The sequence below is a fragment of the Halodesulfurarchaeum formicicum genome (genome assembly GCF_001886955.1).
Classification (GTDB): Archaea; Halobacteriota; Halobacteria; order Halobacteriales; family Halobacteriaceae; genus Halodesulfurarchaeum; species Halodesulfurarchaeum formicicum.
The window spans coordinates 836,286-861,916 of sequence record NZ_CP016804.1 but is presented as its reverse complement, the minus strand read 5'-3'; the positions used below and the strand labels follow the sequence as shown (position 1 = coordinate 861,916).

Genomic DNA, 25,631 nt, shown 5'->3' with positions numbered 1-25,631 from the left:
GCCGAATCACCAGTCGCTGGGGGTGGGAGTCGTGAGCGTCGTCGATCACGTCCCCGCGTTCTCGCGGGGCGATGGCCTGCCCGAGCCGGAGATCCACGACGTCCTCAGGAACGAGCGCCGTCGGGCAGCCCTGCAGTTTCTGCGCGAGCGGGCCGGAGAGGCCCACATCAACGAATTGACGACCGCGATCGTGCATCGGGAGGCCGATCAAGAATCCGACACCAAGAGCCTTCGACAGAGTGTCTATAGCTCGTTACACCAGACCCATATTCCGAAACTCGAAGGGGCCGACGTGGTCGCCTACGACGAGGACTCGAACGTCGTTCGACTGACGACGAACTCCAGAGCGGTCGATCGATACCTCCACCTCCGACCGGCCCATGGAGTTTCCTGGGGAGAGTATTATCAGCTATTCGCCGTGACGAGTCTGCTCGTAACACTGCTCGTCGAAATGGAGGTCGCCGTCTTCGCCGCGATCGACCCGCTTCCGGTCCTCACAGTTGCGCTCGTTGTGCTGGCCCTCTCGGTTGGCTATCAGCTCTGGACCCGGCGCTGGATCTACGTCCGAAGTCTCTTCTCCTAGGCCGCCAGTTGGGCACCCGACGCCCGGAGTTCGAACAGCCGCCGATTGCAATCCTCACAGGCACCAACGACGACCTCGATAGTGTCACAGCAGGTTTCGACGGTCTCCTGGCCGAGCGTGACACGGCCATCGCAGTACGGACACCATTCGAGCCAGAGCCGAAGCCCGCCCAGGACGGCTGTGCGCTCGTCGAAGCTGAGGGTTTCCCAGGAACCATAGCGCTGTTCGAGTTCCTGAGCGGCGGCCACGTCGGCGAGAAATACCCCACGAGAATCCCACCGAGCGATCTGCACGTCACTCACGGCTGCAGCCACTCCGTCTTCGCTCGACTCCACGTTGGCCTGGTCGAGTTGCTCGGCTTCGAGCCCACCGATTTGTCCCAACAGCTGGTCGTCCGCCGCTCCGCGGCGTTCCTGAACCCGGGTCCGCCAGGCCTGCTGAAAGTCGGGATCGATGTAGAGATCCTGTGCACCCTCGTGAAGAACACCGGCTTCGAGGAGGACAGATTCGATCGACGGCCCGCGGCCGTCCGTGGCTGTCGGCTCGTGGCCGAACCACCTGAGCACGTTCAAGGGGAGATATCGCTTCGTGAGCGTCGGCGTCCCGGGGATCAGATACCCCCGAAAGTAGATTGAGGCCAACCCGATCACGAATACGAAGGCACCCACCAGTAAATTCGCCGTCGCGATCAGCCCTGCCGCCAGCACGGTTGCGACGAGGTTGAAGACGGTACATTTCGCACAGCGATTCGCTCCCGTATACTGCGAGTTCTGATACTGCGAGTGGAGCGCCATTGAGAAGGCCTACCCCACGATTTACCTTTGTAATCGAGCTACTAAATCAGCAGTCAGTTTGCAGAATCAGGTACAACCGGTCGTTAGGAAAGGACAACCGTCCCGATCGAACGAACGGTCGGACTCCCATAGGTCGCCGTTAACCTGGACAGGAGATCGTTTACTAACAAATTGGGAGCCATACGCCTGGGTAATGCCAACAATTAGGTCCGGTGCCATGGACCCCGACACCGCGTTCTCGCTTCTCAGCAACCAGCGGCGTCGGCACGTGTTGTGTCTCCTGGCCGAGCGCGGCGAGGCGGTCCCACTGAGTGATGTCGCCACCGAGATCGCCTCCAGAATGAACGACGTCGACCCGGACAAGGTCGAGGACGCGGACTATCGAAGTGTCTACGTGGCACTATATCAAAACCACGTGCCACGTCTGGCTGAGGCCGGGGTGGTGGAGTACGACGACACAGCGCGGACGGCCCGGATCGCCAGAAACCAGCGGACATGGGAGCTATTACAGTACGCCGGCGTCGACACCGAGAAAACCTGGGAGTGCGAGTATCTCCTCGCTGGTGTCCTGGCAGTCCTCGCAGCTCCCTTGGGAATGCTTCTTGCGGAGGGGATCGTTCCGGCGTGGTGGATGTATCCCGTCCTCGTGCTGATCGCTGCGCTGGCACTGATCGGCACCGCACAGGCCACCGCCTCCCATCAACCGTCAGTATCGGACTGCCACTCGCTGGTGAACTCGGGTACTTAGCTATTTGGGAAACCGTCAGTTGCGTGGCAATTGCTCGGGCTAGTCGGCGTGTGGGCGTGGCCGATTTGCATTTCGCTTGCGACGGTTATCCTGGTCGGCGGTTGCTGGGCCGACTCAGTTTTCGTCTTCTTCGTCGTCGGAATCGCCCTCTTCGTCCTCTTCTTCGTCGTCGGAGTCGTCCTCTTCTTCGTCTTCTTCGTCGTCGGAGTCGTCCTCTTCTTCGTCTTCTTCGTCGTCGGAGTCGTCCTCTTCTTCGTCTTCTTCGTCGTCGGAGTCGTCCTCTTCTTCGTCTTCTTCGTCGTCGGAGTCGTCCTCTTCTTCGTCTTCTTCGTCGTCGGAGTCGTCCTCTTCTTCGTCTTCCTCATCATCAGCGTCGGCATCGCCGCTTTCCTCACCATCACCATCATCGTCAGTCTCGTCTTCATCGTCATCTGTCTGTGACAGGTCCTGCTCTTCATCCTCGCTGTCCGCAGTCGTCGTGTCATTCTCGTCCGACTCCTGCTCGGACTCCGTACTTTCTGTGGTGGTCTCGTTCTCCACCACATCGGTGTCGTTTTCGACAACGTCGGATTCAGTTGTGGTCTCGTTCTCGACAGTTTCGTTGGTGTCGCTACCGCTCACGTTCGAGTCCTCGACGGTTTCGTTCTCCTGATCGGGCATCTCAGTCGTCACGTTCCCGTCGTCAGTCGATTCATTTGCGAACTCGTCGTCTGTGACGTTCGTCGAGGGCGTCGTGTTCGTCTCGTTTCTGTCGTCAGTTGGCGAGGTTTCGTTTTCAGCCTCGCCATCGGACTCCTGTTGCCCCTCATCGGATCCACCTGCGTCGCCCTGTGAACGCGGCTCAGTTTCGTTGTCCGCAGTCTCGTTCTGGACGGTTCCGTTCGAGACCGCCGGTGAATCCGTTTCGTTGCTGTTGGTGGCGTTCGATTCACCATCTTGGGTCGGCTCCTCGTCACCCCCACTCTCCTCCGGACCCTGAACGTCGACGGTCAGGAGCGCGGACTCGTTCATCGCCGAGGCATTTTCCGTGGTAACATTCGAGTCGAAGACCCCGAACGGACTGAACCCGGAGACCGTCGCCCGCAACACTGGACGGTCAGACTCGTTCCCGGACTCGACCACGGTCGTCTCCAGGAGTTTCCAGGTCCCGTCCGTCCGATGGCCGATCTCTAACGTCTCCGGGTTATCGAATCCCGGTGGCAGTTTCACGAACAGGGTAAACCCATCGCCACGGCGTTCGGTCCAGGTCTCCACCGTGCCGTCGATTTCGCTCTGTTGGACTGTCAAGGTCGCGTTCACGCTATCGTCGTCGCTGAACAGGGCGACCGTTTGGCCCGATTGGTCATCCAGAGCCGTACTCGCGGCGAACGGCGCACCGACGAGCGCGATCACGACGATCACCGTGCCGACGATCGAGGTCCAGGCAGTGCGGGTCATTGTTTCACCTCCCCATCAGGCTGGGGTTGGGTCGCAGGCTCGCCGGCGTCACGCTCCTGGTTCGCCGGTTCGGCCTGCACGACGAGCATCGCAGCTAGTAGTATTCCAGCCACCAGCGCGCCCACTGCGACCGTTGCGATCAGCGGGTTCTGGGTCTGATACGCGTAGTGTGCGCCAAACCCGCCCGCCCCAGCCAGGACAGCCACGGCGACGAAGATCCAGGTCTGTGGAACGCTGTAGGTCGGCTGCTCCTCCGGATCGGCGGCCGGTTCCGTTTCCCGCTCTTCAGCCTCCGCACGACTCAGCGAAATGAATCGCCAGAACTCCGAGATCGCCAGTAGGGAAAGTGGAATTCCCACGAAGAGCAGGAATCCTAACTGGGTCTGGGCAAACTGCGCGACGAAACCGATGAACGGCATCACGAACAGGTTGTGCTTGTTTCCGGGGATCCCGACCGGGAGTTCCATCACTTTCCCCCGGAGCGACGAGGCCGCCGTCAGCGCGATATCGGCGTTCTCGTTGTTGTCACCTTTCGTCTCGAAGACCAGCTCCCCGTCCTGTTGCTGAATGTCGATCACGCGGTGGGTCGTCGGGGGACTCGTCTGACTCCCCCCGTAGGTGATTACATCACCCACTTCGACGGCCGAGGCCGGCACCGCGTTCACGATGACGACATCTCCCGGGCTGATGGCCGGCTCCATGCTGCCACTCAGCACCACGTAACTCTGCTCGGCCCCGACGACCTGTGGAATGGCGAAGATGACAAAGGGGATGACGATGGCCAATAGGACTGCCAACGCGAGCAGGTGAACTGCTTCGCGGGGCGTCGACGGAACGAGTTTGGCACGGAGGAATGCACCCAGCCGGGTGAGCCGTCCCGGCTCCGTCCCGTCCGCGGATTCCGTCTCTGACTCGCTCATTGGTCACACCCCGAGATGGATTCGAAACTGTCGGAACCCGCTTCGAGCTTGGCTGTCCAGCAGAAATTCGGGAAGGGCTCGCTGTTGGTGTGGTCGGTCCCCTCGAACCCGTTCCCCTGTTGCTGGAAGGTCTCATCGCCCTCGCCAACGGTGAGCGGTCCCGTATCCGGAACGTCAGCGAACACCTCCAGCGTCTGTCCGTACTTGAGTGCGATCGACTTGACGGCAGCAGCCGAATCGTCGAGATCGTACTCGAGTGTCGGGCCATCGATTTCCACAGAAAGGTCCTCGACCGTCGCATTCGTTTCGCCGGCAAAGGCGACCCAGCTAATGTCTTTTCGCTCCGTGTCCCCCCCGGAGTCGTCCGAACAGCTCTCACACTCCCAATTCGGCGCGCTTGCGTCCGGATTCTGGAAGTGGCGGTGTTGCACGGCATGGAAGTCGAATCCGAACTCGATCCCGTGTTCGCCCGCGACCGGCTCCTCGAGCTCCCAGGCGATCGTGAGTATCCAGGTCTCGCCGGAGTTGAGCACCTGCTCGAATCGATGTCCGGGGCCGTATCGCTCGCGCGCCTCACGAAGGGTTCCTGGTGGGAACGCTTCGAGAAGTGTTCCGTCTTCGCTTCGGAGCGTGAACTCGACCTGTATCTGTTCCTCGACGGGGAGACACCGGGGACATCCCGTCCGGAACCACAGCCACGCGGGATTGGAGTCCTCGGAGAGGTCGATGACGATCCGTCGCTCGCCGCCATCGCCGGGGTCGCTGACGACCCCCAGGTGAGTCTCGCTTCCTTCGCCCTCCCAGGAGACATCGAGGTCGAGTTCACCAGTCCCCAGCGTCACCCCCAGTTGCTCGCTATCGGAGTACTGAGCCAGGGTCCGCCCGCCACCAGAGACGACTGCGCCAGAGGTTGCTGCGGCCAGCAGGAACGTCCGGCGGGAGACCCGAAGCCCGTCAGGCTCTGTCATACTCACCCCCCGTCAGTGCCCAGGCCCGCACCGGTGGTCCCGACTGGTTGCCGTGGCTCCCGTGGCCCCCACCGCTGATCGTCGTGCCAAGATGGAACATGTCCTTGGTCTGAGATCCCAGGGAACGGCCATTGCTATGGTTCCCTTTATTCCGATACCAGCCGCTAAACGGCCCGATAACTTGAGACAGGATTCGGGGCTGTCCCGAGGTTTGCACGGTTAGGAGTCTGGTAACCAGATCAGCAGCGATTTCGAGAGGGCGAAATTGACACTCGAAAACGGGGCGAACGTTCCGGGCCTAACGGTTCACTAGGACAGGTTTTTCGCCTGATTCAACCCTGGACGACGTCGTGTTCGAGGGTTCCCACGCCCTCGATCTCGATTTCGACGTGGTCTCCATCTGAGAGCGGGCCGACACCTGCCGGCGTCCCGGTGCTGATGACATCACCCGGTTCGAGGGTCATGTAGGACGTGATCTCAGCCACGAGTTCGGGCACGGAGAAGATGAACTCGGCGCGAGAGGAGGACTGTTTTACCTCGCCGTTGACCCGAAGCTCGATCGACGCGTCTGCGGGCACATCCTGGGGGTCGGCCACAACCGGCCCCATCGGGGCTGCGCCGTCGAAGGCTTTCCCCCGGATCCAGTTCTGCTCGCGGTCCTGATCGTCGCGATTCGACACGTCGTTGACGGCCGTAAAGCCCGCGACAACGTCCCAGACATCGGCTTCGCTCACGTTGCGAGCCTGCTCGCCGATCACTACCCCGAACTCGGCCTCGTAATCGACTCGCTCTTTCGCGGCCGGAAGTGTGATGGTATCACCATGACTCGCCACGGTGTTTGGGGTCTTGAGGAAGAGCAGGGGCCGATCGGGGATCTCCGAATCACGCTCGGCGGCGTGATCGGCGTAGTTCAACCCGATCGCGATGATCTTCGTGGGTTCGGCCGGCGGGAGCACCTCCACAGTCTCGGGATCGTAGACCTGCCCGGCAGCCTCGATACCCGTACTCGTCCACTCGCCGGTCCGTGTCGCTCCGGCCGGATCTCGAAAGCGAACTGTTCGCATGCCACCGGGTTCGACCCCCCGTGGCCTAAGGGTTGCGAGGGCGGAAAGGGCTGCCAACCGGTCGAAGCGCCATCATACTTATGGGATGTTTGACCGAACATTCGTCCATGCGTCTCACCTGGCACGGCCATTCGACCTGGGCAGTGACCGTCGACGACACAGACCTGCTGATCGACCCGTTCTTCGACAATCCCCACACCGCACTCGAACCGATCGACGTACGCACTCCCGATTACGTGCTTCTCACTCACGGACACGCCGACCACATCGCGCACGTCCCCGAGTTCACGGAGAGTACGATCGTGGCGACACCCGAACTGGCTGCCTACGTCGCTGACGAATACGGGATTCAGGACACCATCGGGATGAACCTGGGAGGGACAGTCGAACTCGGTGATGCCGCCGTGACCATGCACCGGGCCGACCACTCGAACGGCATCGAGACCGATTATGCTAGCTCCGGCGGCATGCCGGCCGGGTTCGCGATCAGCGACGCGACGCCTACACCCGAGGACGCCGCGGAGTGTACGACCTTCTATCACGCTGGGGACACCGCGCTCATGACCGAGATGCGGGAGGTCATCGGACCGTACCTGGACCCGGACGCGGCCGCGGTCCCGATCGGCGATCACTACACCATGGGCCCCGAGCAGGCCGCCATCGCGGTCGACTGGCTCGGGGTCGAGCGGGCCTTCCCGATGCACTATGACACCTTCCCCGCCATCGAACAGGACCCGGCGGATTTCGAGCGAGCCGTGAAGAAAACGGGCAGTTCGGCGACCGTCGACGTTTTGGACGGCGACGAGACGGTCGAGATCTGACCGGGACGAACGTTTTTATCCGCTGGCGCGTTCGGTTCGCGCATGAGCGACTTCAGCCTGGACCTCCGCAACGCCGAAGAAGAACTCGACATCTCGGCCGCCGAAGAGGGAGATTTCGGCGGTCGAGTCGTCCTGGGGACCCTCGACGGCACCACCCCCGACGAGGAGTGGCTGGCCGAAATCGAGGGGGGCAACGTCCTCTTCCTCGCCATCGAAGGGGATCTCAACGAACTCGCGTCCGGGTTCGCCCGGGACGTGAAGGAAAACGGCGGGTCGCTCACGCACTTCCGGCGGTTTCTGGTCGTGGGCCCACCCGGCGTGCAGGTCGACACCGAGCGACTCTGAGGATTTCCGAGGCCAACAACGGTTAACACCCACCGCTCGTACCTTGGGTATGCCTATCAGAGACGACGGCTCAGCGACCGACCCGGCGATCGTCGACCAGTTCGACGGCGGATTCGGCTGGCTTCCGCATCCCGAGGAGGCAATGGAACGGGCCAGTCACGCCGTCGATTTCGGTGACGGCGTCTGGATCATCGATCCCATCGACGCACCTGGAATCGACGACCGAATCGAGGCGCTTGGCGAGGTCCGTGGTGTCATCGTCCTCCTCGACCGGCACGAACGGGACGCCGCGGCGTTCGCAAATCGGTTCGACGTCCCCGTCTTTCGACCGCCCTACGTGGATCGGGAGTTCGACGCACCCGTCGAGTGGCTCGGGTCTCATCTCCCCGACTCGGACGTGCGGGTGCTCCAAACGGTCGACCTGCCGTTCTGGAAAGAGGGGGCGCTCTACGACGGAGAGACACTCGTACTTGCTGACGCCCTGGGGGCGGCCGGCTACTTCGCCGTTGGACCGGAACGCCTCGGCGTGCACCCTATGCTCCGACTCTCCCCACCCACCCAGTTACGCGGACTCACGCCCGAGCGGATCTTCGTTGGCCACGGCGAAGGCGTAGATTATCGTGCCGCAGAAGCACTGGACGTAGCACTCACTGGCGCCCGGCGACGGTTGCCCCAGGCCTGGCTGGCCGGCCTTCGATCACTCTTCTAGCTCCTCGAGCCGGTCTGCAATTTCGTCCAGCCGCCGCAGTCGTTCCCGATGCAGGCTCGCGAGCATGTCAGCGAGAAAGCCAAAGAGGATTAGCTGTCCGCCGAGCAGAATGGCGAGGGTCGCGAGTACGGCGATAATCTCGTGTGAAACGTTCTGCGTGAAGTACTCCACACCGACGTAACCGCCGAAGAGCAATCCCGCGCCGAAGATGAGCCCACCGACGCTCCCGAAGTAAAAGAGCGGGTTCGTCGTCTTCGCCAGGCTGTAGAGGGTCAAAAGGATTCGGCCGCCGTCCGCAATCGGGTTCAGGTTCGGGTCGGAACCTGCGGGTCGGGCGCGGTACGTGATCGGAACGACCGACACCTCGAGTCCACGTTTGACACACTCCACTGCCATCTCGGTCTCGATGCCAAAGCCAGTCGCCGAGAGATGCATGCGCTCGAAGGAGTCGCGGGTGAACGCCCGGTAGCCGCTGAGAATGTCGCCGTGATCTTCGCCGTGGACGCCTCGAAAGACCCGGTTGAAGAGTCGATTGCCCACCTTGTTGAGCCGGGTCATCGCGCCCGATTCCATGTCGGCAAATCGGTTGCCGACGACGTGGTCCGCCTCGCCCGCCCGGAGGGGTTCCAGCAGGCGGTCGGCCTGACTCGGGACGTACGTGCCATCGCCGTCGAGCATGAGGACGAACTCGGCTTCGACCTGCTCGATCGCTTCCCTGACCGCCTGGCCCTTGCCGCTGCCGGACTGGGTTATCACCCGCGCACCCGCGTTCGCCGCGATCTCGACGGTGTCGTCCGTCGAGTGACCGTCGACGACCAGCACGTTCTCCAGCCCGGCCTCGTGAAGCCCGGCGATGACGTCGCCGATCGTCTCGGCCTCGTCGAGAGTCGGAATCAACACACAGACCTCGCCGTCCTCACCCATTACCACCCTCTCGCGAGGCCATCGCCAAAAGCGTATCCTTCGCTCAGTCTCGCCGGACGACCGCACCCGGGTTGGTAGTCGCCCCGGCGTCGAGAGTCACACCGACGTTGAGACTCGTGTTGATGCCCGTCTTCGCGCCCGGGCCACAGACACAGCCGAATTTCCGGCGACCCGTATCCACCGATTCGCCTTTGACCGTCACCCGAACGCTCTGGTCATCGTGTCGCAGATTCGCGACGACGGTCCCCGCCCCGAAGTTGACGTCCGGCCCGATCACGCTGTCTCCGACATAGGAGAGGTGTGCGATACTCGCCCCGGCCATCACCACACTGTTTTTGACTTCGACGGCATGACCGATCTGGGCGTTCCGATCGACCAGGGTAGTCCCTCGAATGTAGGCGTTCGGCCCGACTGTCGCCCCCTCGCGGATCATCGCCGGCCCCTCGATGACGACCCCGTGGCGGACAGTCGCGCCGGGTTCGACTACCACACGTCCCTGGAGGTCGGCCCCCGGGTGGACGTTCCCCGCGACGGCCCGGGACCGCTCCCCGATCAACCACTCGTTCGCGTCGAGAAGTTCCCAGGGCCGACCCACGTCGAGCCACCGGTCCATCTCGACGGGTGCCACCGTGGTCGATTCACAGGCCCGATCTAGCACGTCGGTGAGTTCCCGCTCGCCGCGCTCGCTTTCGGCCACGTCGAGCCAATCGACGGCCTCGCCCGGGAACACGTAGGCCCCGGTGTTCACCAGATCCGAGGGCGGGTCCGACGGCTTCTCGATGACGCCGGTCACGCGACTCTCGTCTTCGGAGAGTTCGAGCACGCCGTACTGACTCGGGTTCGGAACGCGCATCGCGCCGACCGCGGGCCCAGCCTCGAAGACTGCGCGAAGCGATTGCGGGTCGTAGAGTCCATCGCCGTTGAGCACGGCGAACGGCTCGTCGTCGAGTTCCTGGCTCGCTACTTGCAAGGCGTCGGCGGTTCCATCCTGTGTGGACTGTTCGACGTACTCGATGGGCAGGCCGTCCCAGACATCGCCGAAGTGCTCACGGATAGCCGCCCCTTCGTAGCCGATCACGAGAATGATCCGGTCCGCCCCCGCAGACCGAGCCGCCTCGATCGTGTGCTCCAGAAGCGGCCGATCCGCTACCGGGAGCATCGGTTTCGGGCGATCCGCCGTGAGCGGGCGCATTCGAGTGCCCTCGCCCGCGGCGAGAATGACGGTGTCCATGGCTCTATTGGCTGGGCGACGGGGGAAAGATGTAACGAGTTGGTCCGAAAGAAAACCAAGATCTCAGTTTCACGGACAACGATCGTTTCACTCTGTGAATCCCGCGACATCGATGCGGTACTCAGTTTCAATTCGGACTTCGACGGGCTCGTCGAACGAGTCGAGCCAGGCGGCTGTAGTTCCTCGCCAACAGTTCTCACACCCGGTTTCGCAGTAGGTACGCTTATGGGGATTGGCTAGTAACTCGCGAACTGAGTAACTATGACCATTCTGCTCACCGGCGGCGACGGCTACCTCGGGTGGCCGACCGCCCTGCGGATCGCCAGTCGCACCGACGACCGAGTCGTGCTCGTCGACAATTTCGCCCGCCGCGAGTGGGTCGAGAACGTCGGCTCACGCAGCGCGACACCCGTCGCCCCGATCTCCGAGCGACTGGACGCCGCCGAGGAAGTCCTGGGGATCACGAACCTCTCCTTCGTCGAGGGCGACCTGGCGGACAAGGAGTTCACGGACGAACTGCTCGGAATCCACGAACCCGAGGTCATCGTTCACGCCGCGGCCCAGCCTTCCGCGCCCTACTCCCAGATCAACGGCGAGCGGGCGAATTACACCCAGCACAACAACATGCAGGCCACGCGGAACCTGCTCTGGGGGCTGGAGGAACAGGACCTCACCGATACCCACTTCATCGAGACCACGACGACCGGTGTCTACGGTGCCCCCGAGTTCCCGATCCCCGAGGGCGGCGCGACGATGGAGAACCAGGGCGAGGCGGATGCGGTTCCGTTCCCCGCGATGGCTGGTAGCTGGTATCATCTGACAAAGAGCCACGACGCCGCGAACATGCGGCTGGCCCACCAGCAGTTCGACATCCCGATCTCTGACGTCCGAACGTCGATCATCTACGGTGCAGGCACGGACGAGACCCAGGCCGACGACCGGCTGGCCACCCGGTTTGACTTCGATTACTACTTCGGCGTGGTCGCTCACCGCTTCGCGGCGCAGGCCGTCGCGGGCTATCCGATGACCGTCTACGGCAAGGGCGAACAGCGAAAGCCCTTCGGTAGCCTCGAAGACGCCGTCGAGGGGCTGGCGCGACTGGCACTCATGGACCCCGCGGAGCGCGAGTCGGGACACACCGTCTACAACCAGGTGACCCGGCCGATCAGCATCGTCGAGGTGGCAGAGACCATCGCCGACGTGGCCGGGGAGTTCGGCTACGACGTCGCCGTCGAGCACTTCGAGAACCCACGTGACGAGGACGAGACCCACGAGATGGAGATCGAGAACGACCGCTACCTGGATCTGATCGACGAACAGCGTGTGACCTTCGAGGAGGGCATGCGCGAGACTATCGGGACCATCAGCGAGTACGAGGAGATCATCACGGCCCACGAGGACCGGTTCCTCCCCGGCGTCCTCGAAGACTGAGATGGAGGTCCTGGTCACCGGCGGTCTGGGATACATCGGCAGCGCACTGGTCCCATACCTGCTGGACCAGGAGTCAGTAACTGGCGTCAGGCTTCTCGACGATCAGTCGACCGGCAGCCCGCGGAACCTGTTGGGTTCGGGACTGAGCAATGGCCAGCCCCTCGACGTCCGAGCCGGCGATGTCCGGGAGTATGGCACCGTCGAGAGTGCGACCCGAGGCGTCGATGCAGTCATCCACCTCGCGGCAATCACCGGCGCGGAGAGCACGCACGACCGCCGCGAGGAGACCTTCGCGGTGAACTACGAGGGCACCGAGAACGTCCTCCAGGCTGCCGAGAAACACGCCGTCGAGACCGTAGTCTTTGCCTCCTCGTGTAATCTCTACGGCCGGGCGGCGGCGACGGAGCTGTCAGAGGACGCCGACCCGGACCCGCTGAACCCCTACGCCGAATCCAAGTACGAGTCCGAGCAACTCCTTCGGGAGACAGCGGCAGAGAGTGACCTGTCGACGACTGCGCTGCGGATGAGCACCAACTTCGGGTACGCCCCCGGAATCCGGTTCAATCTCGTGGTGAACCATTTCGTGTTCCAGGCACTGACCGGCCGGCCACTGACTGTCTACGGCGACGGCACCAACTGGCGGCCGTTCATTCACGTCCGAGACGCTGCACGGGCCTTTGCCCACGCGGCGCTCAATCCCGAGCAGTACGACCAGCCCGTCTACAACGTGGGCGCGAACGATCAGAACTATCAGATCAAGGAGATCGCGGCGGTGGTCCGTTCGGAGCTGGATCGTGAGCTGGAGATCACCTATCTGGAAGATCGCAAACCGGGGCCGTCCTATCACGTGAACTTCGATCGACTCGCTACGGAGACGGATTTCGAGCCGGAAGAAACACTTCGGTCGGGTATTCGAGATCTGGCAGCCCAGTTCGAATCATGAGCAATACAGACAATCCACCGACGATCGCGATTACTGGCGCAGCGGGATACATCGGCAGTCGTGTCGTGAAAGACCTGCAGGAAACACACCCTGACTGGGAACTCATCGCGCTAGATAACTTCTACCTCGGTGACGTGAAACAGATCGGGGACCTCGTCGTCGAGGCAGTCGACATCCGGGATCGAGATGCCCTGGAGGCAACTCTCTCGGGCGCCGACGTCGTCTTGCACCTGGCGGCGATTAGCGGCGTGGACGACGCCATCGAGAACCCGGATTTGACCTACGAGGTCAACGTCCAGGGGACGAACAACGTCGCCTGGTTCTGCCGAAAGACCGGTGCGGGGATGGTCTTCCCGTTGAGCATGGCCACCACGCTGGGCAATCCAGATGAGTTCCCCATCACGACGGACCACGAACGGGACCCGATGAACTGGTACGGCCGGAGCAAGGTCCTGGGCGAGCAGGCCGTCGAGACCTACGCCGAGGGGGCGTTTCCGGCCCACCTGTTCATGAAGTCGAACCTCTACGGGGAGCACGAGATCGGCGATCAGGTGGTCTCGAAGGGGACGGTGATCAACTTCTTCGTTGATCGCGTGTTTACCGAGGATCCGCTCACAGTCTACGAGCCGGGAACCCAGGCCCGCAACTACGTTCACGTCAATGACGTGGCCCGTGCCTACGTCAAGAGCGCCGAGAAACTCCTAGAGCAACGCGAGGCCGGCGAGACCGGAGCCACCGCCTACGAGATCGCGAGCGACGAGGACCCTAGTGTGATGTCCGTGGCGAAGACCGTCCAGGAGATCGCCGCCGAGAGGGGGATCGAGACCGAGGTCACACTGGTCGAGAACCCACGCGAGAGCGAGTCCATGGTGAGCGAATTTGGGATCGATACGTCGAAAGCAAAGCGGGAACTTGGCTGGGAGCCCGAGTTGACCATCGAAGCGAGCGTCCGGCGCTTGTTGGAGAAGCGGACCGCACAACTGGTGAATTGAATTCGCGTCGGTTGGGAATTCTGCAACCCGACCAGAAAAATTTCGTATCGAAAATTACGAAGTGTCTCCGCTTTGGTCCATTAATCGTCCCTGTCGGTCCTTGTGTTGTGTCGCGTGCTCGCTTCGCCGTGAATCGACTGCTTCAGAGATCGCTTCGGCGGTGTCCTCGGCAAGCACCCCGTGAGAATCCTGCAGTTTGACACCGGCTATCAGCCGGTTCACGACGTCACTGAAGCTCTCGTTCTCCCGTTTTTTGGCCTTCAAGCGCTTGTAGGCGTCTTCGGTGAGGGAAACCGTCTTCCTCGACACATGCCAGAGTAGTATCTGTAAATAGTTAGTGATTGCGTCCAGACAAAATCCGAAACCCAAACCGATCAGCCCTCCAGGGATTCGTACTCCCAGGTCAGTTCGAACAGCCGGTTCATCCCGGCCACGAAGGATGCGTTCTCGGTGACTGCTGCCTGTCGAAGCGCCAGCGGGATGTCCTCCTCCTCGACCAGGAACAGGGCCTTGCCGGACTCGTACTCCATACTCGGATCGGCCAGCGTGCCTCTGACGGGGAGTTTCGACTCGCTGATTCGATACTCGACACCCGCGATAGCATCGAGTGTGTCCATTCGCGCAGCCTGGACGGCCTGGTTGTCGGGTTCGAGATGCTGCTCGTGGACGAAAAGGACTCGCACGTCAACCCCACGATCCGCGGCGGCAGACAGCGCCTCCTCGACAGCAGGGAGATACTCGAAACTCTTCGTGAAGACTCGAATCCGCTCATCGGCCGTGGCGTAGAGCTGTCGGGTCTCCCGCTCGGAAACCTCGCCCACGTCGACCACCCAGAAGAGTTCCTCCGTTGGCGTGATGTCCTGGCTGGCCGCCTCGAAGCGGCTCCGGAAGGTTTCAAGGAACTCCTCGCGCATCGACTGGATCGACTGACGCTCGGATTCGAAGGTCTGACGACGGTTCTCGATGGCCCGATCGAGGATCTCCGCGGGAGGCTTTGGCTGGTACTCCTTCGGCCGGCCCGGGATGACTTTGAGAAAGCCACGATCACTCAGTTCGGAGAGGACGTCGTAGATGCGAGCCTTGGGAATACCCGTGGCCTCAGAGAGTGTGGGAGCGGTCGTCCGGCCGATAGTGAGCAACTCCGTGAGGGCTCGGACCTCGTACTCACCGAGATCGAGCTGTTCGAGCAGCCACTCGGGATCCGGTTCGTCCATTCGTCCCGTGGATGGCGGGGCGCAGGCAAAAAGGGGTCGGTACCTTTTTGCCGCGGGCTCACGATGAGTGACTAAGAAAATGAGTAACCAGTTGTCGGAGCCGGATCCCGACGGGGAAGACCCCGATCGGGCCCATCTGGCGGACGTCGAGAGCGGAGCCGGGTGCACGGAGATCTGGGAGACACTCAGCGAACAGCGAGCCGAAGCTGAAACGGCCGATGACTGATGAGTACTTGTGTTTCGAGGCGGTTTGAATACGTAACCCGAGCGATTCCCAATATGCGAATCCACCAGCCATGAAGGCAGTCATCCTGGCCGCTGGCGAGGGCCAGCGGCTCTCCCCCCTGACGAACGTCCGCCCGAAACCGATGCTTCCAGTCGCGAACGAACCGATCCTGGCACGGGTCATCGAGGCCGTCGCCGCGGCCGGCATCGAGGAGATCCTCCTCGTGGTCGGCTACAAGTCCGATCGCATCCAGCAGGCGATCGGCGACGGCGACGACTGGGGTGTCGATGTCACCTACGTAAAGCAGGCAAAACAGCTCGGTACTGGTGACGCCGTCCTGCAGGCCGAGCCCCACGTTGCGGAGGACTTCCTGGTGCTGAACGGTGATCGGGTCACCGACAGCCAGGTCCTCACTGACGTCATCGAGCGTCGCGAGGCGACCGGCGAGACGGTCATGGCTGTCACACGGGCCGAAGAGCGCTCGCTCTATGGCGTGGTCGAGTTGGACGGCGATCGAGTCATCGACATCATCGAGAAGCCAGAGCCCCACGAGATAGACTCGGATCTGATCAATGCCGGGGTGTACGCTTTCGGGCCTGAGATCTTCGAGGCCATCCGGGCAACTTCGACACACGGTGAACTCGCACTGACCGACGTGCTTTCGACCCACCTGGATGCCCGGCCGATTCAGGCTGTTCCCGACCGCCAGCAGTGGTTCGACGTAACTCGCCCCTGGGATCTGCTCACGGTCAATGCAGCGTTACTGGAAGGTGAACCGGTCCCGGATCGGGCATCGGTCGATCAGACGGCTGCCCTCTCTGCTGCCGTCGCAGTGGGCTCGAACGCCCAGGTCTACCCGAACGCCACCGTGTTGAACGGGACAGCGATCGGTGACAACGTCACGATCGGGCCGAACGCCACGGTCTCGAATTCGATTCTGATGGCCGACGTGACAGTCGAGGCTGGCGCAGTCGTCCGGGACGCCATCGTCGCGGAGAACGTCACGATCGGACCGAACGCGACCATCGTGGGCGGGAAAGCAGACGTGATCCTGCAGGATTCAGTGCATCGGGACGTGACCCTTGGGGGCGTGATCGGGGACAACGCGGTCATTGGGGGTGCGGTGACGGTCCATCCCGGGAGTTTCGTCGGGAACGGAGCGACAGTGGCACACGGCGCACAGATCGACGGCCGCATCGAACCGAACGGAACGGTCCAATAATGTGTGGCATTACCGGCTACGTCGGCGATAGCGACGCGCTCCCGATCGTTTCCTCGACACTGGCAAACCTGGAGTACCGAGGGTATGATTCTGCGGGTGTCGCCCTGGGGAACGCCGAACTGGAGATCTACAAAGCCGAGGGGAAGATCGGCGAATTGACGCTTCCGGATAGTTCCACGGCGCGAAGCGGGATCGGTCACACACGGTGGTCGACTCACGGACCGCCTACGGACGAGAACGCCCACCCCCACACGGACTGTACGGGGGAAATCGCAGTCGTCCACAACGGCATCATCGAGAACCACGCCGAGTTGCGGGCCGAACTGGGAGCGGAACACACCTTCACGAGCGACACGGACACGGAGGTCGTCCCGCACCTGATCGAGGAACACTGGGATGGCGAGGACTTGCTCGACGCCGTGTCGGCGGTCGTCGATCGGCTTGCAGGAAGTTTCGCCATCGCGGTCCTCGTCGAAGGACGAAACGAGATCGTGGCCGCTCGCCAGGACAGTCCACTCGTGATCGGTCACGGGGACGGCGAGACCTTCCTGGCGAGTGACGTGCCGGCCTTCGTCGAGCACTCTCGGGACGTGACCTTCCTCGAAGACGGGGACGTGGCCCGAATCGAGCCGGATGGGGTGGAGATCTATCACGACGGCGAGCGAATCGAGCGGGAACGGACGGCCGTCGAGTGGGAGGCCGAGGCCGCGGAGAAGGGCGGCTACGAGCACTTCATGCTCAAGGAGATCCACGAGCAGCCCCGGGCGCTGCGCCAGGCGCTGACCGGCCGGGTTGACGCGCTTTCCGGAGACGTGGATCTCGATCTGGGACTGCCCGAGGAGTACCTGCAATCCCTGGAAGAGATCCAGATCGTCGCAGCAGGGACCTCCTATCACGCCGGCTTGTACGCCGAACAGTTACTGGAGGAGCTGGCGGACGTCCGCGTGACCACGCACGTCGCGAGCGAATACGACGTCGGCGGGGGTCGAGACCCCTGGCAGACGCTGGTCGTGGCGATCACACAGAGCGGGGAGACTGCAGACACGCTCGAAGCCCTGCGCAGTGCCAAAGCCAGCGGTGCCCGCACGCTCGCCGTGACGAACACGGTCGGGAGCACGGTCACTCGCGAGGCCGACGAGACCGTCTACATCCACGCCGGCCCGGAGATCGGCGTGGCAGCGACGAAGACCTTCGTCTCGCAAGTGGCGACGGCGACGATGCTGGCAGTCGCACTCGGGCGGACTCGGGGAGCGTTGAGTCGAGACGAGGCGAGCGCGGTGCTCGACTCGCTCCGGGGGTTGCCCGGCGCGATCCAGCAGGTACTCGATCGGGAGGCAGAGATCGAGGCGATCGCCCAGGAGTACGCCGACCGCGAGGCTTTCTTCTTCCTCGGGCGACGGCTAGGGTATCCAGTTGCACTGGAGGGTGCATTGAAGCTGAAGGAAATCTCCTACGATCACGCGGAGGGATTCGCGGCCGGCGAGTTGAAACACGGGCCGCTCGCGCTGGTGACTGACGACGTGTTGGTGCTATCGGTGTTGACCCAAGGGTCTAATCCAGAAGCGACGCTGCACAACGTGGCCGAAGTGGACACCCGTGGGGCGGCGACAGTTGGATTCGGCGAGGCCAAAGGCGATGGAAGTGTGCTCGATCACTCCTTCTCGGTGCCCGAGGCCGGGTTGTTAGAGCCCGTCGTGGCAAACGTCTACATGCAGTTGTTCGCGTATCACGTCGCCCGGTCGAAGGGCCGGGCGATCGACAAGCCACGGAACCTGGCGAAAAGCGTTACTGTGCAGTGAAAGTTAAGTCGGATTCCCAGGTAACGCAAGTTTTGTGGGAGTGATTTCAGTATCGGGGACAAGATTATTGCGTCGCCCACGCGTAGGATGTCCTAATGAGTGGAACAGCAAAGACGGACGATCGTGGGCGGATCGTCATCCCCCGTGAGGTACGGGAGAAACACGGCGACCGCTACCGCATCGTCGAACTCGACGATCGCGTGGAACTCATTCCCCTCCGATCCGACCCGATCGAGGGGCTTCAGGACGCGGTCGGGGACGCGTTCGAGGGGAAGACGATCGCAGAAATCAAAGCCGAGGCCCGGCAGGCCGCTCGTGAAGCGGCCCTCTCCGAGGACACGACATGATTTATGCGGACACAGACTTTTTCATCGCACTGGTCAAAGACGACGACTGGCTCCAATCGCGGGCCGCGGAGATCGCCCGTGAATACGAGGGCGAAATATACACGTCCCGCAGTACGCTCCTCGAACTACTCGTCATCTCGGACCGATTCGAGTTCGATCGACTGGCAGCTCTCAGCTACGCTCTGGATATCGCTCACGTCGAAGAAGACGAATCGGTGCTCTTCCGGGCGGCCGATTACATGGACCAGCATGGGCTCACTGCCTTCGACGCCTATCACGTCGCCTATGCCGATTCCGATCCGATCGTCTCCTCGGACAAACAGATCGAAGCGGTCACTGACCGGCGGATCGCGATCGAATCCGGAGCAGAGGACTGAGTTTCCAGTCGCCAGTGTGGGTTACTCTTTTGACTGAATCGCGTACAGTTCTGCGTACTCCCCATCCGCATCGAGTAACTCCCGGTGGGTGCCGGACTCGATAATCTCGCCGGCGTCGACAGTGTGAATCCGATCGGCGTTTTGCACCGTCGAAAGGCGGTGGGCGATCGCGATCATCCCGTAATCCCGGTCCATCGACTCGATCGAGCGCTGGACCTGTCGTTCGAGATTGGAATCAAGGTCGCTGGTGGCCTCATCGAGCACGAGGAAATCCGCGTCTTTCAGGAGGGCCCTGGCGAGGGCGACCCGTTGGCGCTGGCCGCCGGAGAGCCGAACGCCGTCGTCACCCAGTTGGGAGTCATACCCCCGCGGGAGTTCGTTCAGGAATTCGTCCACCTTGGCGATCTCACAGACTTCTTTTACTTCCTCGCGAGTCGCGTCCCGATTGCCGATCGTGACGTTGGCTTCGAGGGTGTCGTTGAAGATGTATGGCTGCTGGCGCACCACGGCGATGCGTTCGCGCCACTGATCGATGTCGTACTCCTCGATCGGGGTGCCGTCAGCACGAATCTCGCCCGCGTCGGGGTCGTACATCCGGGCCAAAAGCGAGACGATGGTGGACTTGCCAGCACCGGACTGGCCCACGAAGGCCACGAACTCGCCGCGCTCAACCTCGAAGGAGATGCCCTGCAGGACTGGTTCGTCTGCCTCGTAGGCGAAGTGAACGTCCTCGAACTCGATTTCGTCGACGGACTCGACTGGTTTGTCCCCGTCCGGCTCCTCGTTTTCGTTGAGCCGGTCGAGGAACTCCTGGGTGCGGACGAGATGGGAGATATTGCCCTCCAGATTGTAGAAGAAGCTATTGAGCGTGCTCACTCGCGGGGCGAGCTGGAACATCGCGATGAGGAAGATCCCGAGTTCGCCAAGGGAGAGCCCGGAGTAAGTAAACCCGACGTAGATGAGGACGAAAATCGTCAGCGCGGCGGCGAGCTGGTAGTAGTTCTGGATCGCAGCTTTGTTCCGGGTAAGATCGACACTCGAATCGGCGTACTGCTCGATCGACTCGCGAAAGGAGGAAAAGACCTCCTCGGAGAGGCCGAAGAGTTTGACATCCCGCACGCCCTGGGTGCCGGCCTGGACGGCCTCCTGGACTTCTTCGTTGGCCTGGGCGACCCGATTGCCCACTGTGACAGCCGGTTCGATGACGAAGCGCAAAAGGACGGTAATCCCGCCCAGGAGGACGATCGCCAGGCCAGTCATCGTCGGCGTGATGTAGAGCATGACCCCCATGTAGACGGCGACCAGGAAGACGTACTCCATCGTCCGGACCCCATCACGGATGACCCGGCCGGAATAGCGGGTCTCGGTGATGATAGCGTTGAGGACGTCATCCGAACCCTCCTCGTCGAAGTAGCTGATTCGGGCCCCGAGTGCACCCTCGAAGGCACGCGTGCGAAGTGACTTCTCGTAGTGTTTCGCGAGGATCGCTCGCAACCAGGCCACCAGGAAAGAGAAGGTGTACCGGACGATCATCACGAGTGCGACGCCGACGATCAGATAGCCCAGCGTGAACGGCAGGCCGATGAAGTCATAGAAGGCGAGGAAGGTTTCGAGTACCGGGCCGCCACCCTCAACTGGGCCCTCGGTCTGGGCGACTTCCAGGATGGGATAGATAAACCCCAGGCCGACGCCCTCGAGGACTGCAGCCAGGCCGCCAAAGAGAACGAGACCGAACGTGAATTTTGGGCGATAGGCGGCCACCCGACGGAGGGCCGCGATCTTTTCCACCCACGAGAGCTCATCTGCAGCAGTCATCGAATTGGCGGGAGTTTCAAGCGGACGGGCATAAGGGTGGTGAATGCTGTCGGGATCGAGGGATTCCGCCGACGCCTACCAGGTGAGGCCTTCGTACACGATACCCTCGCGACGCTCGATGATTCGGCGACCGTCGATGACAACTGGCTCGGCCATCGACTCGAACTCCGTGTCGAGGGCGGCGAACTCGTCCCAGTCGGTAACGACCAGCGCCGCGGAGGCATCTTCGAGGGCCCTGGCGGCTGAATCGGCGTACTCGATATCGGGGAAGTGAGTCTGCATGTTCGCGGTCGCGACGGGGTCGTAAGCGACCACGGTTGCATCGCGGTCCAGCAGGCCCTGGATGATCGGGATCGCTCGGGAGTTCCGCGTGTCGTCCGTCCCGGGTTTGAACGCCAGGCCGAGCACGGCGACTCGTTTGTCTGTGCTGTCGACGTGTCCGTCCAGCAGTTCGAGCATGCGTGTCGGCTGGTGGTCATTGACCTCCCGGGCGGCTTCGAGCATCGGTGGCTCGTAGCCGGCCTGTGTCGCGGCGGCGATGATGGCATCCACGTCTTTCGGGAAGCAACTGCCGCCCCAGCCGACCCCGCTGCGGAGGAACTGCTCGCTGATGCGATCGTCCAGGCCGATCGCCTCGGCCACCTCGTAGGCGTCCACGTCGAACTCCTTGCAGATGTTCCCGATGTCGTTGATGAGACTGATCTTGCTCGCGAGGAAGGCGTTGTTCGCGTACTTGATCATCTCGGCCTCGCGAATTCCCGTGGCGAAGACCGGTGGATCGCCTGGGGCTTGCTCGCGGAGCGGGTCGTACACGGCTTCGAGTGTTTCGCGAGCCGACGCGTCCTGGGTGCCCAAGACGATCTTGTGCGGTTCGAGGAAGTCAGTGACCGCAGAGCCCTCACGGAGGAATTCGGGGTTCATCGCGACATGGAAGTCCTCGCCGGCACGCTTTCCGGCGGTGGATTCGATGGCGTTGGCGACCAACTCCTCGGTCGTTCCGGGGATGACAGTACTCTTCACGACGACGAGGTGTGGGGTTTCTTTCTCGGCGAGGACCTCGCCCACCGACTGAGCGGCGGCCTCGATGTAACCCGTGTCGATGCTGCCGTCCTCGTTGGAGGGGGTGGGGAGTGCGAGGAACGTGACATCAGTTTCGTGGATAGCCTCGTAATCGGTCGTGGCACTGAGTGTCTCCCCGGCGTGGGTTGCGATTAGTTCCTCGAGGCCGGGTTCGTGGATCGGGGACTCGCCGGCGTTGATCGTCTCGACGATTTCCTCGTCGATGTCCACGTTGACGACCTCGTGGCCCAGATCGGCGAAACAGCCCGCAATCGTGGTTCCCACGTAACCCGAACCGACGATACTGAGTTTCATTGCACGCGGGTTTGGCGGGAAGGGGTTAAGGCGTTCTGGAAGACCGGTCGGCTGTCTGTCGTCTGCGCTCTCTTTCTGACGATTTTCCTGCAATCGCTTTTCGACTGTATCGCGGTCCTCAGGATACCCCACGTCGATACGCCGAGGGACTTCGTCCCCTCGAGGTCCCTCACTACACTCGCGGGATCGCCAGCCGTCCATGCGAATCGCGGGTCGGTTCCTCCCCGCTCGCTTGTACCGTGGTCGCTACGTTGCCACGCTAATCGCGTCGATGGTGTGTCCGGATTAGATGAGCAGGTCGATGGCGTCACTCAGTTCGTATTCGCCGCGGTCGGAGGGCTGAATCAGTTTGTCCACGTGTCGGCGCGCCATGTAGTCAGCGATGGTACCACCGTGTTGCTCCCCCACTCGTGTCACGATTGAGAACGCCCAGCGTTTCAATATAGAACGAATCGCCCCAACCTATATGGATGCAGAGCAGGGATTAGTAGGTATGGATGAGGACGAACCGCATACAGATCGAGGATATCTAACACGCCAAACGACGGGAGAAGATCGCGTTCGGATGGTCGCACTGCAGCTTTCAGAGCCGCGAACGGTCAACTGGATCGCCGACGAAGCGGGATGGTCCCACGAGCCGACCAAGCGTGTCCTCGAACGACTCGTCGACGACGGGATCGTCCGACGTGACGAATCCGGGACGCACACGACGTATTATCCCGACTATCGCCGTCAGGCGATGCAAGAGGCAATGCGTCTCCGGGACAGCGGTCACACCGTCGAGGAACTAACAGACCGACTCGCGGATATGAAGGCACAGATCCGTGAGTGGGAAGACGAATTCGACGTCGAGTCGCCGAACCAGCTCCGCGGAACGCTTACAGACGACACACTCGACGTCGACGAGGAGGATCGGCGTCGTGAAATCGCTCGGGAGTGGGCGCATCTCGATCGGCGCATCCACATCGTCGGGTTCGTTATTCGTGAATGGGACTTCCTCGCTCCTACGACGGACCCCGCCGAGGCAAGCGGGTAACGAATGTCGGTCCCACATCCCGGCGGCGATCCGAATGCGAATCTGTACGCCCAACTGAAACGGGACGTACTGGACCGCGTTCCGCAGATCACGCTCGTCGAGTACGAACCGGATCCCATCGAGGCCAGACAATTGCGGGCCGTGTTCGACCCTGATCGGCTTCCGCCTGCCACCGGCCCCGAATCACCGGAACTGACTATCAGGTGGTATCGACAGGACCCACACGATTGGTTCCGTGTCGATTACACCGACCCGAACACGGGCATTCACGCTGGCTGGCACCAGGACGAAGATCACCCGGATCTCGGCCGAGCGCATTTCCAGTACACGATCGATGACGAAACGAATCGACGCGCTTTCTCGTTCGAACACGAGACACCCTCGCTGATCCTGTGGGACATCGTCTCGGATCTCTTCGAACGCGTTCTACCGAAACATCAGTGAAGCGGTCGGTAACGGCGAGGGCGCAGGACGTGCACGAGTCGCTGTCGACGCTTCGCAAGCGGACTGTGACAGATTTCACTTTCAGAACCGGTCGATCGCGATCGTGACGAGCGGATCGAGTGATGGCGCACTACTTTTTCGATACCTCTGCACTCGCGAAACGATATGCCCAGGAACCAGGGACGGATGTCGTCGACGACCTCGTCGAACGCGACGACGACACGATCCAACTCACCTCATTACCCGTCGTCGTACTCGGGGGATCTCTTCTGTTCGTAGCTAGTGTGATGGAACACTAGCCTTTTCAGGGCCCGCAACCTACAGACCGACATGAGCAGCGACAGGGTCGACGCCGAGAGTAAAGTGTCGGGGAACCAGGCGAACATCCCCGCACGGATTCGCCAAGAACTCGACATCGACGACGGAGATCACCTTCGCTGGCGGCTCGAAGCGGACGGGACGGTACGCGTCCAGGTCGTCCAGCAACGGGCCGGAACGTTCGCCGGCTTCGAGGGCTACGACGGAACGGCGTCGACGGACGTGACCAGCGAGCACGACGACTGGGGCGTCCACGTCGAGTGATGCCTCGAGCACTCCTCGACACGACGGTTCTCTTCGCGGCGGCCTACCGCCGTGATGATGCCCACGAGGTGGCATTGCCGATACTCCAGGGCATCGACGACGGCTCGTTACCGGAGGCGGTGGTGCTGGATTACGTGCTCGCGGAAACGCTCAACGGCCTCCTCACGCACGCCGGGCACGAGTCGGCCGTCGATCTGCTGGACCGGCTCGAGGAGAACGCTCGATTCCACGTCGATTCGCTCGCCACGGACGCCCTCGCCACCGGAAAGGCACTGTTCCGTCGACACGAGCCACTCTCCTTCGTCGACGCCAACATCGTCGCCTACATGCAGACCGAGGGATTGGGCTACCTCTACGCCTTCGACGACGATTTCGATGCGGCCGATGGTGTGTATCGACTCGATAGGGCGACGGACCCCTACGAACCGAACTAATTCCTGCGTTGGCTGGATTCACGTCGGACTACGGGTACCACGGTGGCAGGGTACTCCGTCGCTTCCTGACGTGCCTCCTGCAGTCGCTTTTCGGCCAATTCACGACCGACGAACCAGTTCGCGTTACTCGGCCAGATACACACTCGGAGTCAGAGCGCCATGCTCGACCAACTCGGTATCGAACGAAACGAGTTCGGTTTCAGACGCGTCTGCAGCAGCGAGAACGAGTGCGTCCATCGGGTACAGGAGTGTTTCCGACTGCAGGTCATTCGCCGCGATGATGTCCGACGCATCCGGGAACGTGACGGTCGTGCGTGACGCGATCCGTGCCTCGATCCTGTCGACGCGGTCTCGCTCGAACCCCTTCTTTTTCGAGAGTACACTGCGAAGCTCCATCAAACAGAGTATTGAGGTATATGGCTCATCCGCACGATTGAGAACAGTTACTGCAACCGACGAACGGTCGGTGTCGTCGGTAACGGCTGCGACGAGAATATTCGTGTCGAGAAACGGTCTCATACGTCCTCGCGGGATTCGCGGACGGCCTCGACGGCATCTGTTTCGACGTCCATCGCCAGCTCGGCAAGTGCATCACCGAGTGGTATCGAATCGTCGTCGGACGGGTCTCCGCCCCCCACACTGCGGAAATCATCCGCTGTAAGACTCATAGATGGTATTTGGCCGTTATCGACAATAAGCCTGGGGGACGCCGATGAGAGACGCCCCCTCAACACGGTTCACAGGCGGTACGAGGCGGATGCCCCGATCCTTGAGGTCGGGGAGGAAGCCGACACTCGATGAAACTCACCACGCTCGATAACAGGGCCGACTCTCCCTACACGTAAATTTTT

31 protein-coding genes and 2 pseudogenes are annotated in these 25,631 nt (G+C 62.0%); 19 read left to right on the top strand and 14 right to left on the bottom strand.

Features of this window, described 5'->3' with window-relative positions; all coding sequences use genetic code 11:
• Nucleotides 1–31: 31 nt before the first annotated feature.
• A complete protein-coding gene (locus tag HSR6_RS04525) occupies nucleotides 32–583 on the top strand; it encodes a DUF7344 domain-containing protein (protein ID WP_071932940.1) in 552 nt (183 codons plus the stop codon).
• Here HSR6_RS04525 and HSR6_RS04520 read toward each other — a convergent pair.
• Complete coding sequence (locus tag HSR6_RS04520; protein WP_071932939.1) at nucleotides 580–1,377, bottom strand: hypothetical protein; 798 nt, start codon at nucleotides 1,375–1,377, stop codon at nucleotides 580–582. The two genes, HSR6_RS04525 and HSR6_RS04520, sit on opposite strands and share 4 nt — an antisense overlap.
• A gap of 193 nt (nucleotides 1,378–1,570) precedes the next feature.
• On the opposite strand from HSR6_RS04520, the gene HSR6_RS04515 reads away from it, so the two are divergent.
• Complete coding sequence (locus HSR6_RS04515; RefSeq protein ID WP_148661800.1) at nucleotides 1,571–2,125, top strand: DUF7344 domain-containing protein; 555 nt, start codon at nucleotides 1,571–1,573, stop codon at nucleotides 2,123–2,125.
• A gap of 114 nt (nucleotides 2,126–2,239) precedes the next feature.
• Here the strand turns inward: HSR6_RS04515 and HSR6_RS10970 are convergent, their stop codons facing one another.
• The 4 genes from HSR6_RS10970 to HSR6_RS04495 form a co-directional block, all read right to left on the bottom strand.
• Nucleotides 2,240–3,562 (bottom strand): ICP22 family protein, encoded by a 1,323-nt coding sequence (locus HSR6_RS10970; RefSeq protein ID WP_158514134.1) that lies wholly within the window; start codon nucleotides 3,560–3,562, stop codon nucleotides 2,240–2,242.
• Nucleotides 3,559–4,482: a signal peptidase I gene (locus tag HSR6_RS04505; RefSeq protein ID WP_071932937.1), complete on the bottom strand. Its 924-nt coding sequence runs from the start codon at nucleotides 4,480–4,482 to the stop codon at nucleotides 3,559–3,561. Before HSR6_RS04505 ends, HSR6_RS10970 begins: the two co-directional genes overlap by 4 nt.
• Nucleotides 4,479–5,450: a hypothetical protein gene (locus tag HSR6_RS04500; RefSeq protein WP_071932936.1), complete on the bottom strand. Its 972-nt coding sequence runs from the start codon at nucleotides 5,448–5,450 to the stop codon at nucleotides 4,479–4,481. The genes HSR6_RS04505 and HSR6_RS04500 overlap by 4 nt, the downstream gene beginning before the upstream one ends.
• Nucleotides 5,451–5,782: 332 nt before the next feature.
• Complete coding sequence (locus tag HSR6_RS04495; RefSeq protein ID WP_071932935.1) at nucleotides 5,783–6,514, bottom strand: fumarylacetoacetate hydrolase family protein; 732 nt, start codon at nucleotides 6,512–6,514, stop codon at nucleotides 5,783–5,785.
• A 107-nt stretch (nucleotides 6,515–6,621) separates the two neighbouring features.
• Between HSR6_RS04495 and HSR6_RS04490 the strand changes: the two genes are divergently transcribed.
• From HSR6_RS04490 to HSR6_RS04480, 3 genes are read left to right on the top strand one after another with little or no spacing between them, the layout of a single operon-like run.
• Nucleotides 6,622–7,335 carry a metal-dependent hydrolase gene (locus HSR6_RS04490; protein ID WP_071932934.1) on the top strand — a complete coding sequence of 238 codons (714 nt, stop codon included), beginning with the start codon at nucleotides 6,622–6,624 and terminating at the stop codon, nucleotides 7,333–7,335.
• Between the two features lie 42 nt (nucleotides 7,336–7,377).
• Nucleotides 7,378–7,680: a DUF5779 family protein gene (locus tag HSR6_RS04485; protein ID WP_071932933.1), complete on the top strand. Its 303-nt coding sequence runs from the start codon at nucleotides 7,378–7,380 to the stop codon at nucleotides 7,678–7,680.
• 49 nt (nucleotides 7,681–7,729) lie between these two features.
• Complete coding sequence (locus HSR6_RS04480) at nucleotides 7,730–8,389, top strand: hypothetical protein (protein ID WP_071932932.1); 660 nt, start codon at nucleotides 7,730–7,732, stop codon at nucleotides 8,387–8,389.
• Here HSR6_RS04480 and aglJ read toward each other — a convergent pair.
• Together aglJ and glmU are read right to left on the bottom strand one after the other, a co-directional pair.
• Nucleotides 8,378–9,313: an S-layer glycoprotein N-glycosyltransferase AglJ gene (gene aglJ / locus HSR6_RS04475; RefSeq protein ID WP_071932931.1), complete on the bottom strand. Its 936-nt coding sequence runs from the start codon at nucleotides 9,311–9,313 to the stop codon at nucleotides 8,378–8,380. The genes HSR6_RS04480 and aglJ overlap by 12 nt on opposite strands.
• Nucleotides 9,314–9,356: 43 nt before the next feature.
• Nucleotides 9,357–10,544, bottom strand: a complete 1,188-nt coding sequence (glmU, locus tag HSR6_RS04470; RefSeq protein ID WP_071932930.1) for a bifunctional sugar-1-phosphate nucleotidylyltransferase/acetyltransferase — start codon at nucleotides 10,542–10,544, stop codon at nucleotides 9,357–9,359.
• 50 nt (nucleotides 10,545–10,594) lie between these two features.
• Between glmU and HSR6_RS11410 the strand changes: the two are divergent.
• The 4 genes and pseudogenes from HSR6_RS11410 to HSR6_RS04455 all read left to right on the top strand — a co-directional run.
• Nucleotides 10,595–10,784: pseudogene (locus HSR6_RS11410) on the top strand (hypothetical protein); the annotation flags it as partial.
• Nucleotides 10,785–10,805: 21 nt separating this feature from the next.
• Entirely contained in the window at nucleotides 10,806–11,975 is a 1,170-nt protein-coding gene (locus HSR6_RS04465; RefSeq protein WP_071932929.1) for an NAD-dependent epimerase/dehydratase family protein, read from the top strand.
• 1 nt (nucleotide 11,976) lies between these two features.
• Nucleotides 11,977–12,918 carry an NAD-dependent epimerase/dehydratase family protein gene (locus HSR6_RS04460; protein ID WP_071932928.1) on the top strand — a complete coding sequence of 314 codons (942 nt, stop codon included), beginning with the start codon at nucleotides 11,977–11,979 and terminating at the stop codon, nucleotides 12,916–12,918.
• Entirely contained in the window at nucleotides 12,915–13,910 is a 996-nt protein-coding gene (locus HSR6_RS04455; protein WP_071932927.1) for an NAD-dependent epimerase/dehydratase family protein, read from the top strand. The genes HSR6_RS04460 and HSR6_RS04455 overlap by 4 nt, the downstream gene beginning before the upstream one ends.
• A gap of 54 nt (nucleotides 13,911–13,964) precedes the next feature.
• Here the strand turns inward: HSR6_RS04455 and HSR6_RS04450 are convergent, their stop codons facing one another.
• Together HSR6_RS04450 and HSR6_RS04445 are read right to left on the bottom strand one after the other, a co-directional pair.
• Nucleotides 13,965–14,219: an antitoxin VapB family protein gene (locus tag HSR6_RS04450; protein ID WP_071932926.1), complete on the bottom strand. Its 255-nt coding sequence runs from the start codon at nucleotides 14,217–14,219 to the stop codon at nucleotides 13,965–13,967.
• A 65-nt stretch (nucleotides 14,220–14,284) separates the two neighbouring features.
• On the bottom strand, nucleotides 14,285–15,124 hold the full coding sequence (locus tag HSR6_RS04445) for a TrmB family transcriptional regulator (protein ID WP_071932925.1): 840 nt from the start codon (nucleotides 15,122–15,124) through the stop codon (nucleotides 14,285–14,287).
• 79 nt (nucleotides 15,125–15,203) lie between these two features.
• Here HSR6_RS04445 and HSR6_RS11100 point away from each other — a divergent pair, with 79 nt between their 5' ends.
• The 5 genes from HSR6_RS11100 (at nucleotide 15,204) to HSR6_RS04425 (ending at nucleotide 19,095) form a co-directional block, all read left to right on the top strand.
• Nucleotides 15,204–15,350 (top strand): hypothetical protein, encoded by a 147-nt coding sequence (locus HSR6_RS11100; protein ID WP_198400438.1) that lies wholly within the window; start codon nucleotides 15,204–15,206, stop codon nucleotides 15,348–15,350.
• Between the two features lie 70 nt (nucleotides 15,351–15,420).
• Complete coding sequence (locus HSR6_RS04440) at nucleotides 15,421–16,572, top strand: sugar phosphate nucleotidyltransferase (protein WP_071932924.1); 1,152 nt, start codon at nucleotides 15,421–15,423, stop codon at nucleotides 16,570–16,572.
• On the top strand, nucleotides 16,572–18,371 hold the full coding sequence (glmS, locus tag HSR6_RS04435; protein WP_071932923.1) for a glutamine--fructose-6-phosphate transaminase (isomerizing): 1,800 nt from the start codon (nucleotides 16,572–16,574) through the stop codon (nucleotides 18,369–18,371). The genes HSR6_RS04440 and glmS overlap by 1 nt, the downstream gene beginning before the upstream one ends.
• 95 nt (nucleotides 18,372–18,466) lie before the next feature.
• Complete coding sequence (locus tag HSR6_RS04430) at nucleotides 18,467–18,718, top strand: AbrB/MazE/SpoVT family DNA-binding domain-containing protein (protein ID WP_070364788.1); 252 nt, start codon at nucleotides 18,467–18,469, stop codon at nucleotides 18,716–18,718.
• Nucleotides 18,715–19,095 carry a type II toxin-antitoxin system VapC family toxin gene (locus HSR6_RS04425; RefSeq protein ID WP_071932922.1) on the top strand — a complete coding sequence of 127 codons (381 nt, stop codon included), beginning with the start codon at nucleotides 18,715–18,717 and terminating at the stop codon, nucleotides 19,093–19,095. The genes HSR6_RS04430 and HSR6_RS04425 overlap by 4 nt, the downstream gene beginning before the upstream one ends.
• Before the next feature lie 21 nt (nucleotides 19,096–19,116).
• Here the strand turns inward: HSR6_RS04425 and HSR6_RS04420 are convergent, their stop codons facing one another.
• From HSR6_RS04420 to HSR6_RS11405, 3 genes and pseudogenes are all read right to left on the bottom strand, one after another.
• Nucleotides 19,117–20,910 (bottom strand): ABC transporter ATP-binding protein, encoded by a 1,794-nt coding sequence (locus HSR6_RS04420; RefSeq protein ID WP_071932921.1) that lies wholly within the window; start codon nucleotides 20,908–20,910, stop codon nucleotides 19,117–19,119.
• A 75-nt stretch (nucleotides 20,911–20,985) separates the two neighbouring features.
• The gene (gene aglM / locus HSR6_RS04415) at nucleotides 20,986–22,284 is read right to left on the bottom strand and encodes a UDP-glucose 6-dehydrogenase AglM (protein ID WP_071932920.1); all 1,299 of its coding nucleotides are present in this window, start codon (nucleotides 22,282–22,284) and stop codon (nucleotides 20,986–20,988) included.
• An 87-nt stretch (nucleotides 22,285–22,371) separates the two neighbouring features.
• Nucleotides 22,372–22,644 (bottom strand): annotated as a pseudogene (locus HSR6_RS11405) (hypothetical protein); the annotation flags it as partial.
• A 133-nt stretch (nucleotides 22,645–22,777) separates the two neighbouring features.
• Between HSR6_RS11405 and HSR6_RS04410 the strand changes: the two are divergent.
• The 5 genes from HSR6_RS04410 to HSR6_RS04395 all read left to right on the top strand — a co-directional run bounded on the left by HSR6_RS04410 (nucleotide 22,778) and on the right by HSR6_RS04395 (nucleotide 24,780).
• On the top strand, nucleotides 22,778–23,320 hold the full coding sequence (locus HSR6_RS04410; protein ID WP_071932919.1) for a DUF7342 family protein: 543 nt from the start codon (nucleotides 22,778–22,780) through the stop codon (nucleotides 23,318–23,320).
• Between the two features lie 3 nt (nucleotides 23,321–23,323).
• The gene (locus tag HSR6_RS04405) at nucleotides 23,324–23,764 is read left to right on the top strand and encodes a hypothetical protein (RefSeq protein ID WP_071932918.1); all 441 of its coding nucleotides are present in this window, start codon (nucleotides 23,324–23,326) and stop codon (nucleotides 23,762–23,764) included.
• 122 nt (nucleotides 23,765–23,886) lie between these two features.
• Nucleotides 23,887–24,063, top strand: coding sequence for a PIN domain-containing protein (locus tag HSR6_RS10865; protein ID WP_148661799.1), 177 nt, complete (start codon nucleotides 23,887–23,889; stop codon nucleotides 24,061–24,063).
• A gap of 31 nt (nucleotides 24,064–24,094) precedes the next feature.
• On the top strand, nucleotides 24,095–24,346 hold the full coding sequence (locus tag HSR6_RS04400) for an AbrB/MazE/SpoVT family DNA-binding domain-containing protein (protein WP_071932917.1): 252 nt from the start codon (nucleotides 24,095–24,097) through the stop codon (nucleotides 24,344–24,346).
• Entirely contained in the window at nucleotides 24,346–24,780 is a 435-nt protein-coding gene (locus HSR6_RS04395) for a PIN domain-containing protein (RefSeq protein ID WP_071932916.1), read from the top strand. Before HSR6_RS04400 ends, HSR6_RS04395 begins: the two co-directional genes overlap by 1 nt.
• 123 nt (nucleotides 24,781–24,903) lie before the next feature.
• Here the strand turns inward: HSR6_RS04395 and HSR6_RS04390 are convergent, their stop codons facing one another.
• Both HSR6_RS04390 and HSR6_RS11095 read right to left on the bottom strand, forming a co-directional pair.
• On the bottom strand, nucleotides 24,904–25,299 hold the full coding sequence (locus tag HSR6_RS04390) for a PIN domain-containing protein (RefSeq protein ID WP_070364778.1): 396 nt from the start codon (nucleotides 25,297–25,299) through the stop codon (nucleotides 24,904–24,906).
• Entirely contained in the window at nucleotides 25,296–25,448 is a 153-nt protein-coding gene (locus HSR6_RS11095; RefSeq protein ID WP_198400437.1) for a hypothetical protein, read from the bottom strand. The genes HSR6_RS04390 and HSR6_RS11095 overlap by 4 nt, the downstream gene beginning before the upstream one ends.
• Nucleotides 25,449–25,631 lie beyond the last annotated feature (183 nt).

Bases quoted from the DNA above. Each gene is read 5' to 3' on its own strand.
- HSR6_RS10970 (WP_158514134.1), bottom strand. From the start codon at position 3,562: ATGACCCGCACTGCCTGGACCTCGATCGTCGGCACGGTGATCGTCGTG.
- HSR6_RS04400 (WP_071932917.1), top strand. From the start codon at position 24,095: ATGAGCAGCGACAGGGTCGACGCCGAGAGTAAAGTGTCGGGGAACCAG.
- HSR6_RS04485 (WP_071932933.1), top strand. From the start codon at position 7,378: ATGAGCGACTTCAGCCTGGACCTCCGCAACGCCGAAGAAGAACTCGAC.
- HSR6_RS04490 (WP_071932934.1), top strand. From the start codon at position 6,622: ATGCGTCTCACCTGGCACGGCCATTCGACCTGGGCAGTGACCGTCGAC.
- HSR6_RS04425 (WP_071932922.1), top strand. From the start codon at position 18,715: ATGATTTATGCGGACACAGACTTTTTCATCGCACTGGTCAAAGACGAC.
- HSR6_RS04505 (WP_071932937.1), bottom strand. From the start codon at position 4,482: ATGAGCGAGTCAGAGACGGAATCCGCGGACGGGACGGAGCCGGGACGG.
- HSR6_RS04455 (WP_071932927.1), top strand. From the start codon at position 12,915: ATGAGCAATACAGACAATCCACCGACGATCGCGATTACTGGCGCAGCG.
- HSR6_RS04405 (WP_071932918.1), top strand. From the start codon at position 23,324: ATGTCGGTCCCACATCCCGGCGGCGATCCGAATGCGAATCTGTACGCC.
- HSR6_RS04420 (WP_071932921.1), bottom strand. From the start codon at position 20,910: ATGACTGCTGCAGATGAGCTCTCGTGGGTGGAAAAGATCGCGGCCCTC.
- HSR6_RS04515 (WP_148661800.1), top strand. From the start codon at position 1,571: ATGCCAACAATTAGGTCCGGTGCCATGGACCCCGACACCGCGTTCTCG.
- HSR6_RS04440 (WP_071932924.1), top strand. From the start codon at position 15,421: ATGAAGGCAGTCATCCTGGCCGCTGGCGAGGGCCAGCGGCTCTCCCCC.
- HSR6_RS04520 (WP_071932939.1), bottom strand. From the start codon at position 1,377: ATGGCGCTCCACTCGCAGTATCAGAACTCGCAGTATACGGGAGCGAAT.
- aglM (WP_071932920.1), bottom strand. From the start codon at position 22,284: ATGAAACTCAGTATCGTCGGTTCGGGTTACGTGGGAACCACGATTGCG.
- HSR6_RS04500 (WP_071932936.1), bottom strand. From the start codon at position 5,450: ATGACAGAGCCTGACGGGCTTCGGGTCTCCCGCCGGACGTTCCTGCTG.
- glmS (WP_071932923.1), top strand. From the start codon at position 16,572: ATGTGTGGCATTACCGGCTACGTCGGCGATAGCGACGCGCTCCCGATC.
- HSR6_RS11095 (WP_198400437.1), bottom strand. From the start codon at position 25,448: ATGAGTCTTACAGCGGATGATTTCCGCAGTGTGGGGGGCGGAGACCCG.
- HSR6_RS04480 (WP_071932932.1), top strand. From the start codon at position 7,730: ATGCCTATCAGAGACGACGGCTCAGCGACCGACCCGGCGATCGTCGAC.
- HSR6_RS04390 (WP_070364778.1), bottom strand. From the start codon at position 25,299: ATGAGACCGTTTCTCGACACGAATATTCTCGTCGCAGCCGTTACCGAC.
- HSR6_RS04410 (WP_071932919.1), top strand. From the start codon at position 22,778: ATGGATGAGGACGAACCGCATACAGATCGAGGATATCTAACACGCCAA.
- aglJ (WP_071932931.1), bottom strand. From the start codon at position 9,313: ATGGGTGAGGACGGCGAGGTCTGTGTGTTGATTCCGACTCTCGACGAG.
- HSR6_RS11100 (WP_198400438.1), top strand. From the start codon at position 15,204: ATGAGTAACCAGTTGTCGGAGCCGGATCCCGACGGGGAAGACCCCGAT.
- HSR6_RS04495 (WP_071932935.1), bottom strand. From the start codon at position 6,514: ATGCGAACAGTTCGCTTTCGAGATCCGGCCGGAGCGACACGGACCGGC.
- glmU (WP_071932930.1), bottom strand. From the start codon at position 10,544: ATGGACACCGTCATTCTCGCCGCGGGCGAGGGCACTCGAATGCGCCCG.
- HSR6_RS04430 (WP_070364788.1), top strand. From the start codon at position 18,467: ATGAGTGGAACAGCAAAGACGGACGATCGTGGGCGGATCGTCATCCCC.
- HSR6_RS04460 (WP_071932928.1), top strand. From the start codon at position 11,977: ATGGAGGTCCTGGTCACCGGCGGTCTGGGATACATCGGCAGCGCACTG.
- HSR6_RS10865 (WP_148661799.1), top strand. From the start codon at position 23,887: ATGGCGCACTACTTTTTCGATACCTCTGCACTCGCGAAACGATATGCC.
- HSR6_RS04445 (WP_071932925.1), bottom strand. From the start codon at position 15,124: ATGGACGAACCGGATCCCGAGTGGCTGCTCGAACAGCTCGATCTCGGT.
- HSR6_RS04465 (WP_071932929.1), top strand. From the start codon at position 10,806: ATGACCATTCTGCTCACCGGCGGCGACGGCTACCTCGGGTGGCCGACC.
- HSR6_RS04395 (WP_071932916.1), top strand. From the start codon at position 24,346: ATGCCTCGAGCACTCCTCGACACGACGGTTCTCTTCGCGGCGGCCTAC.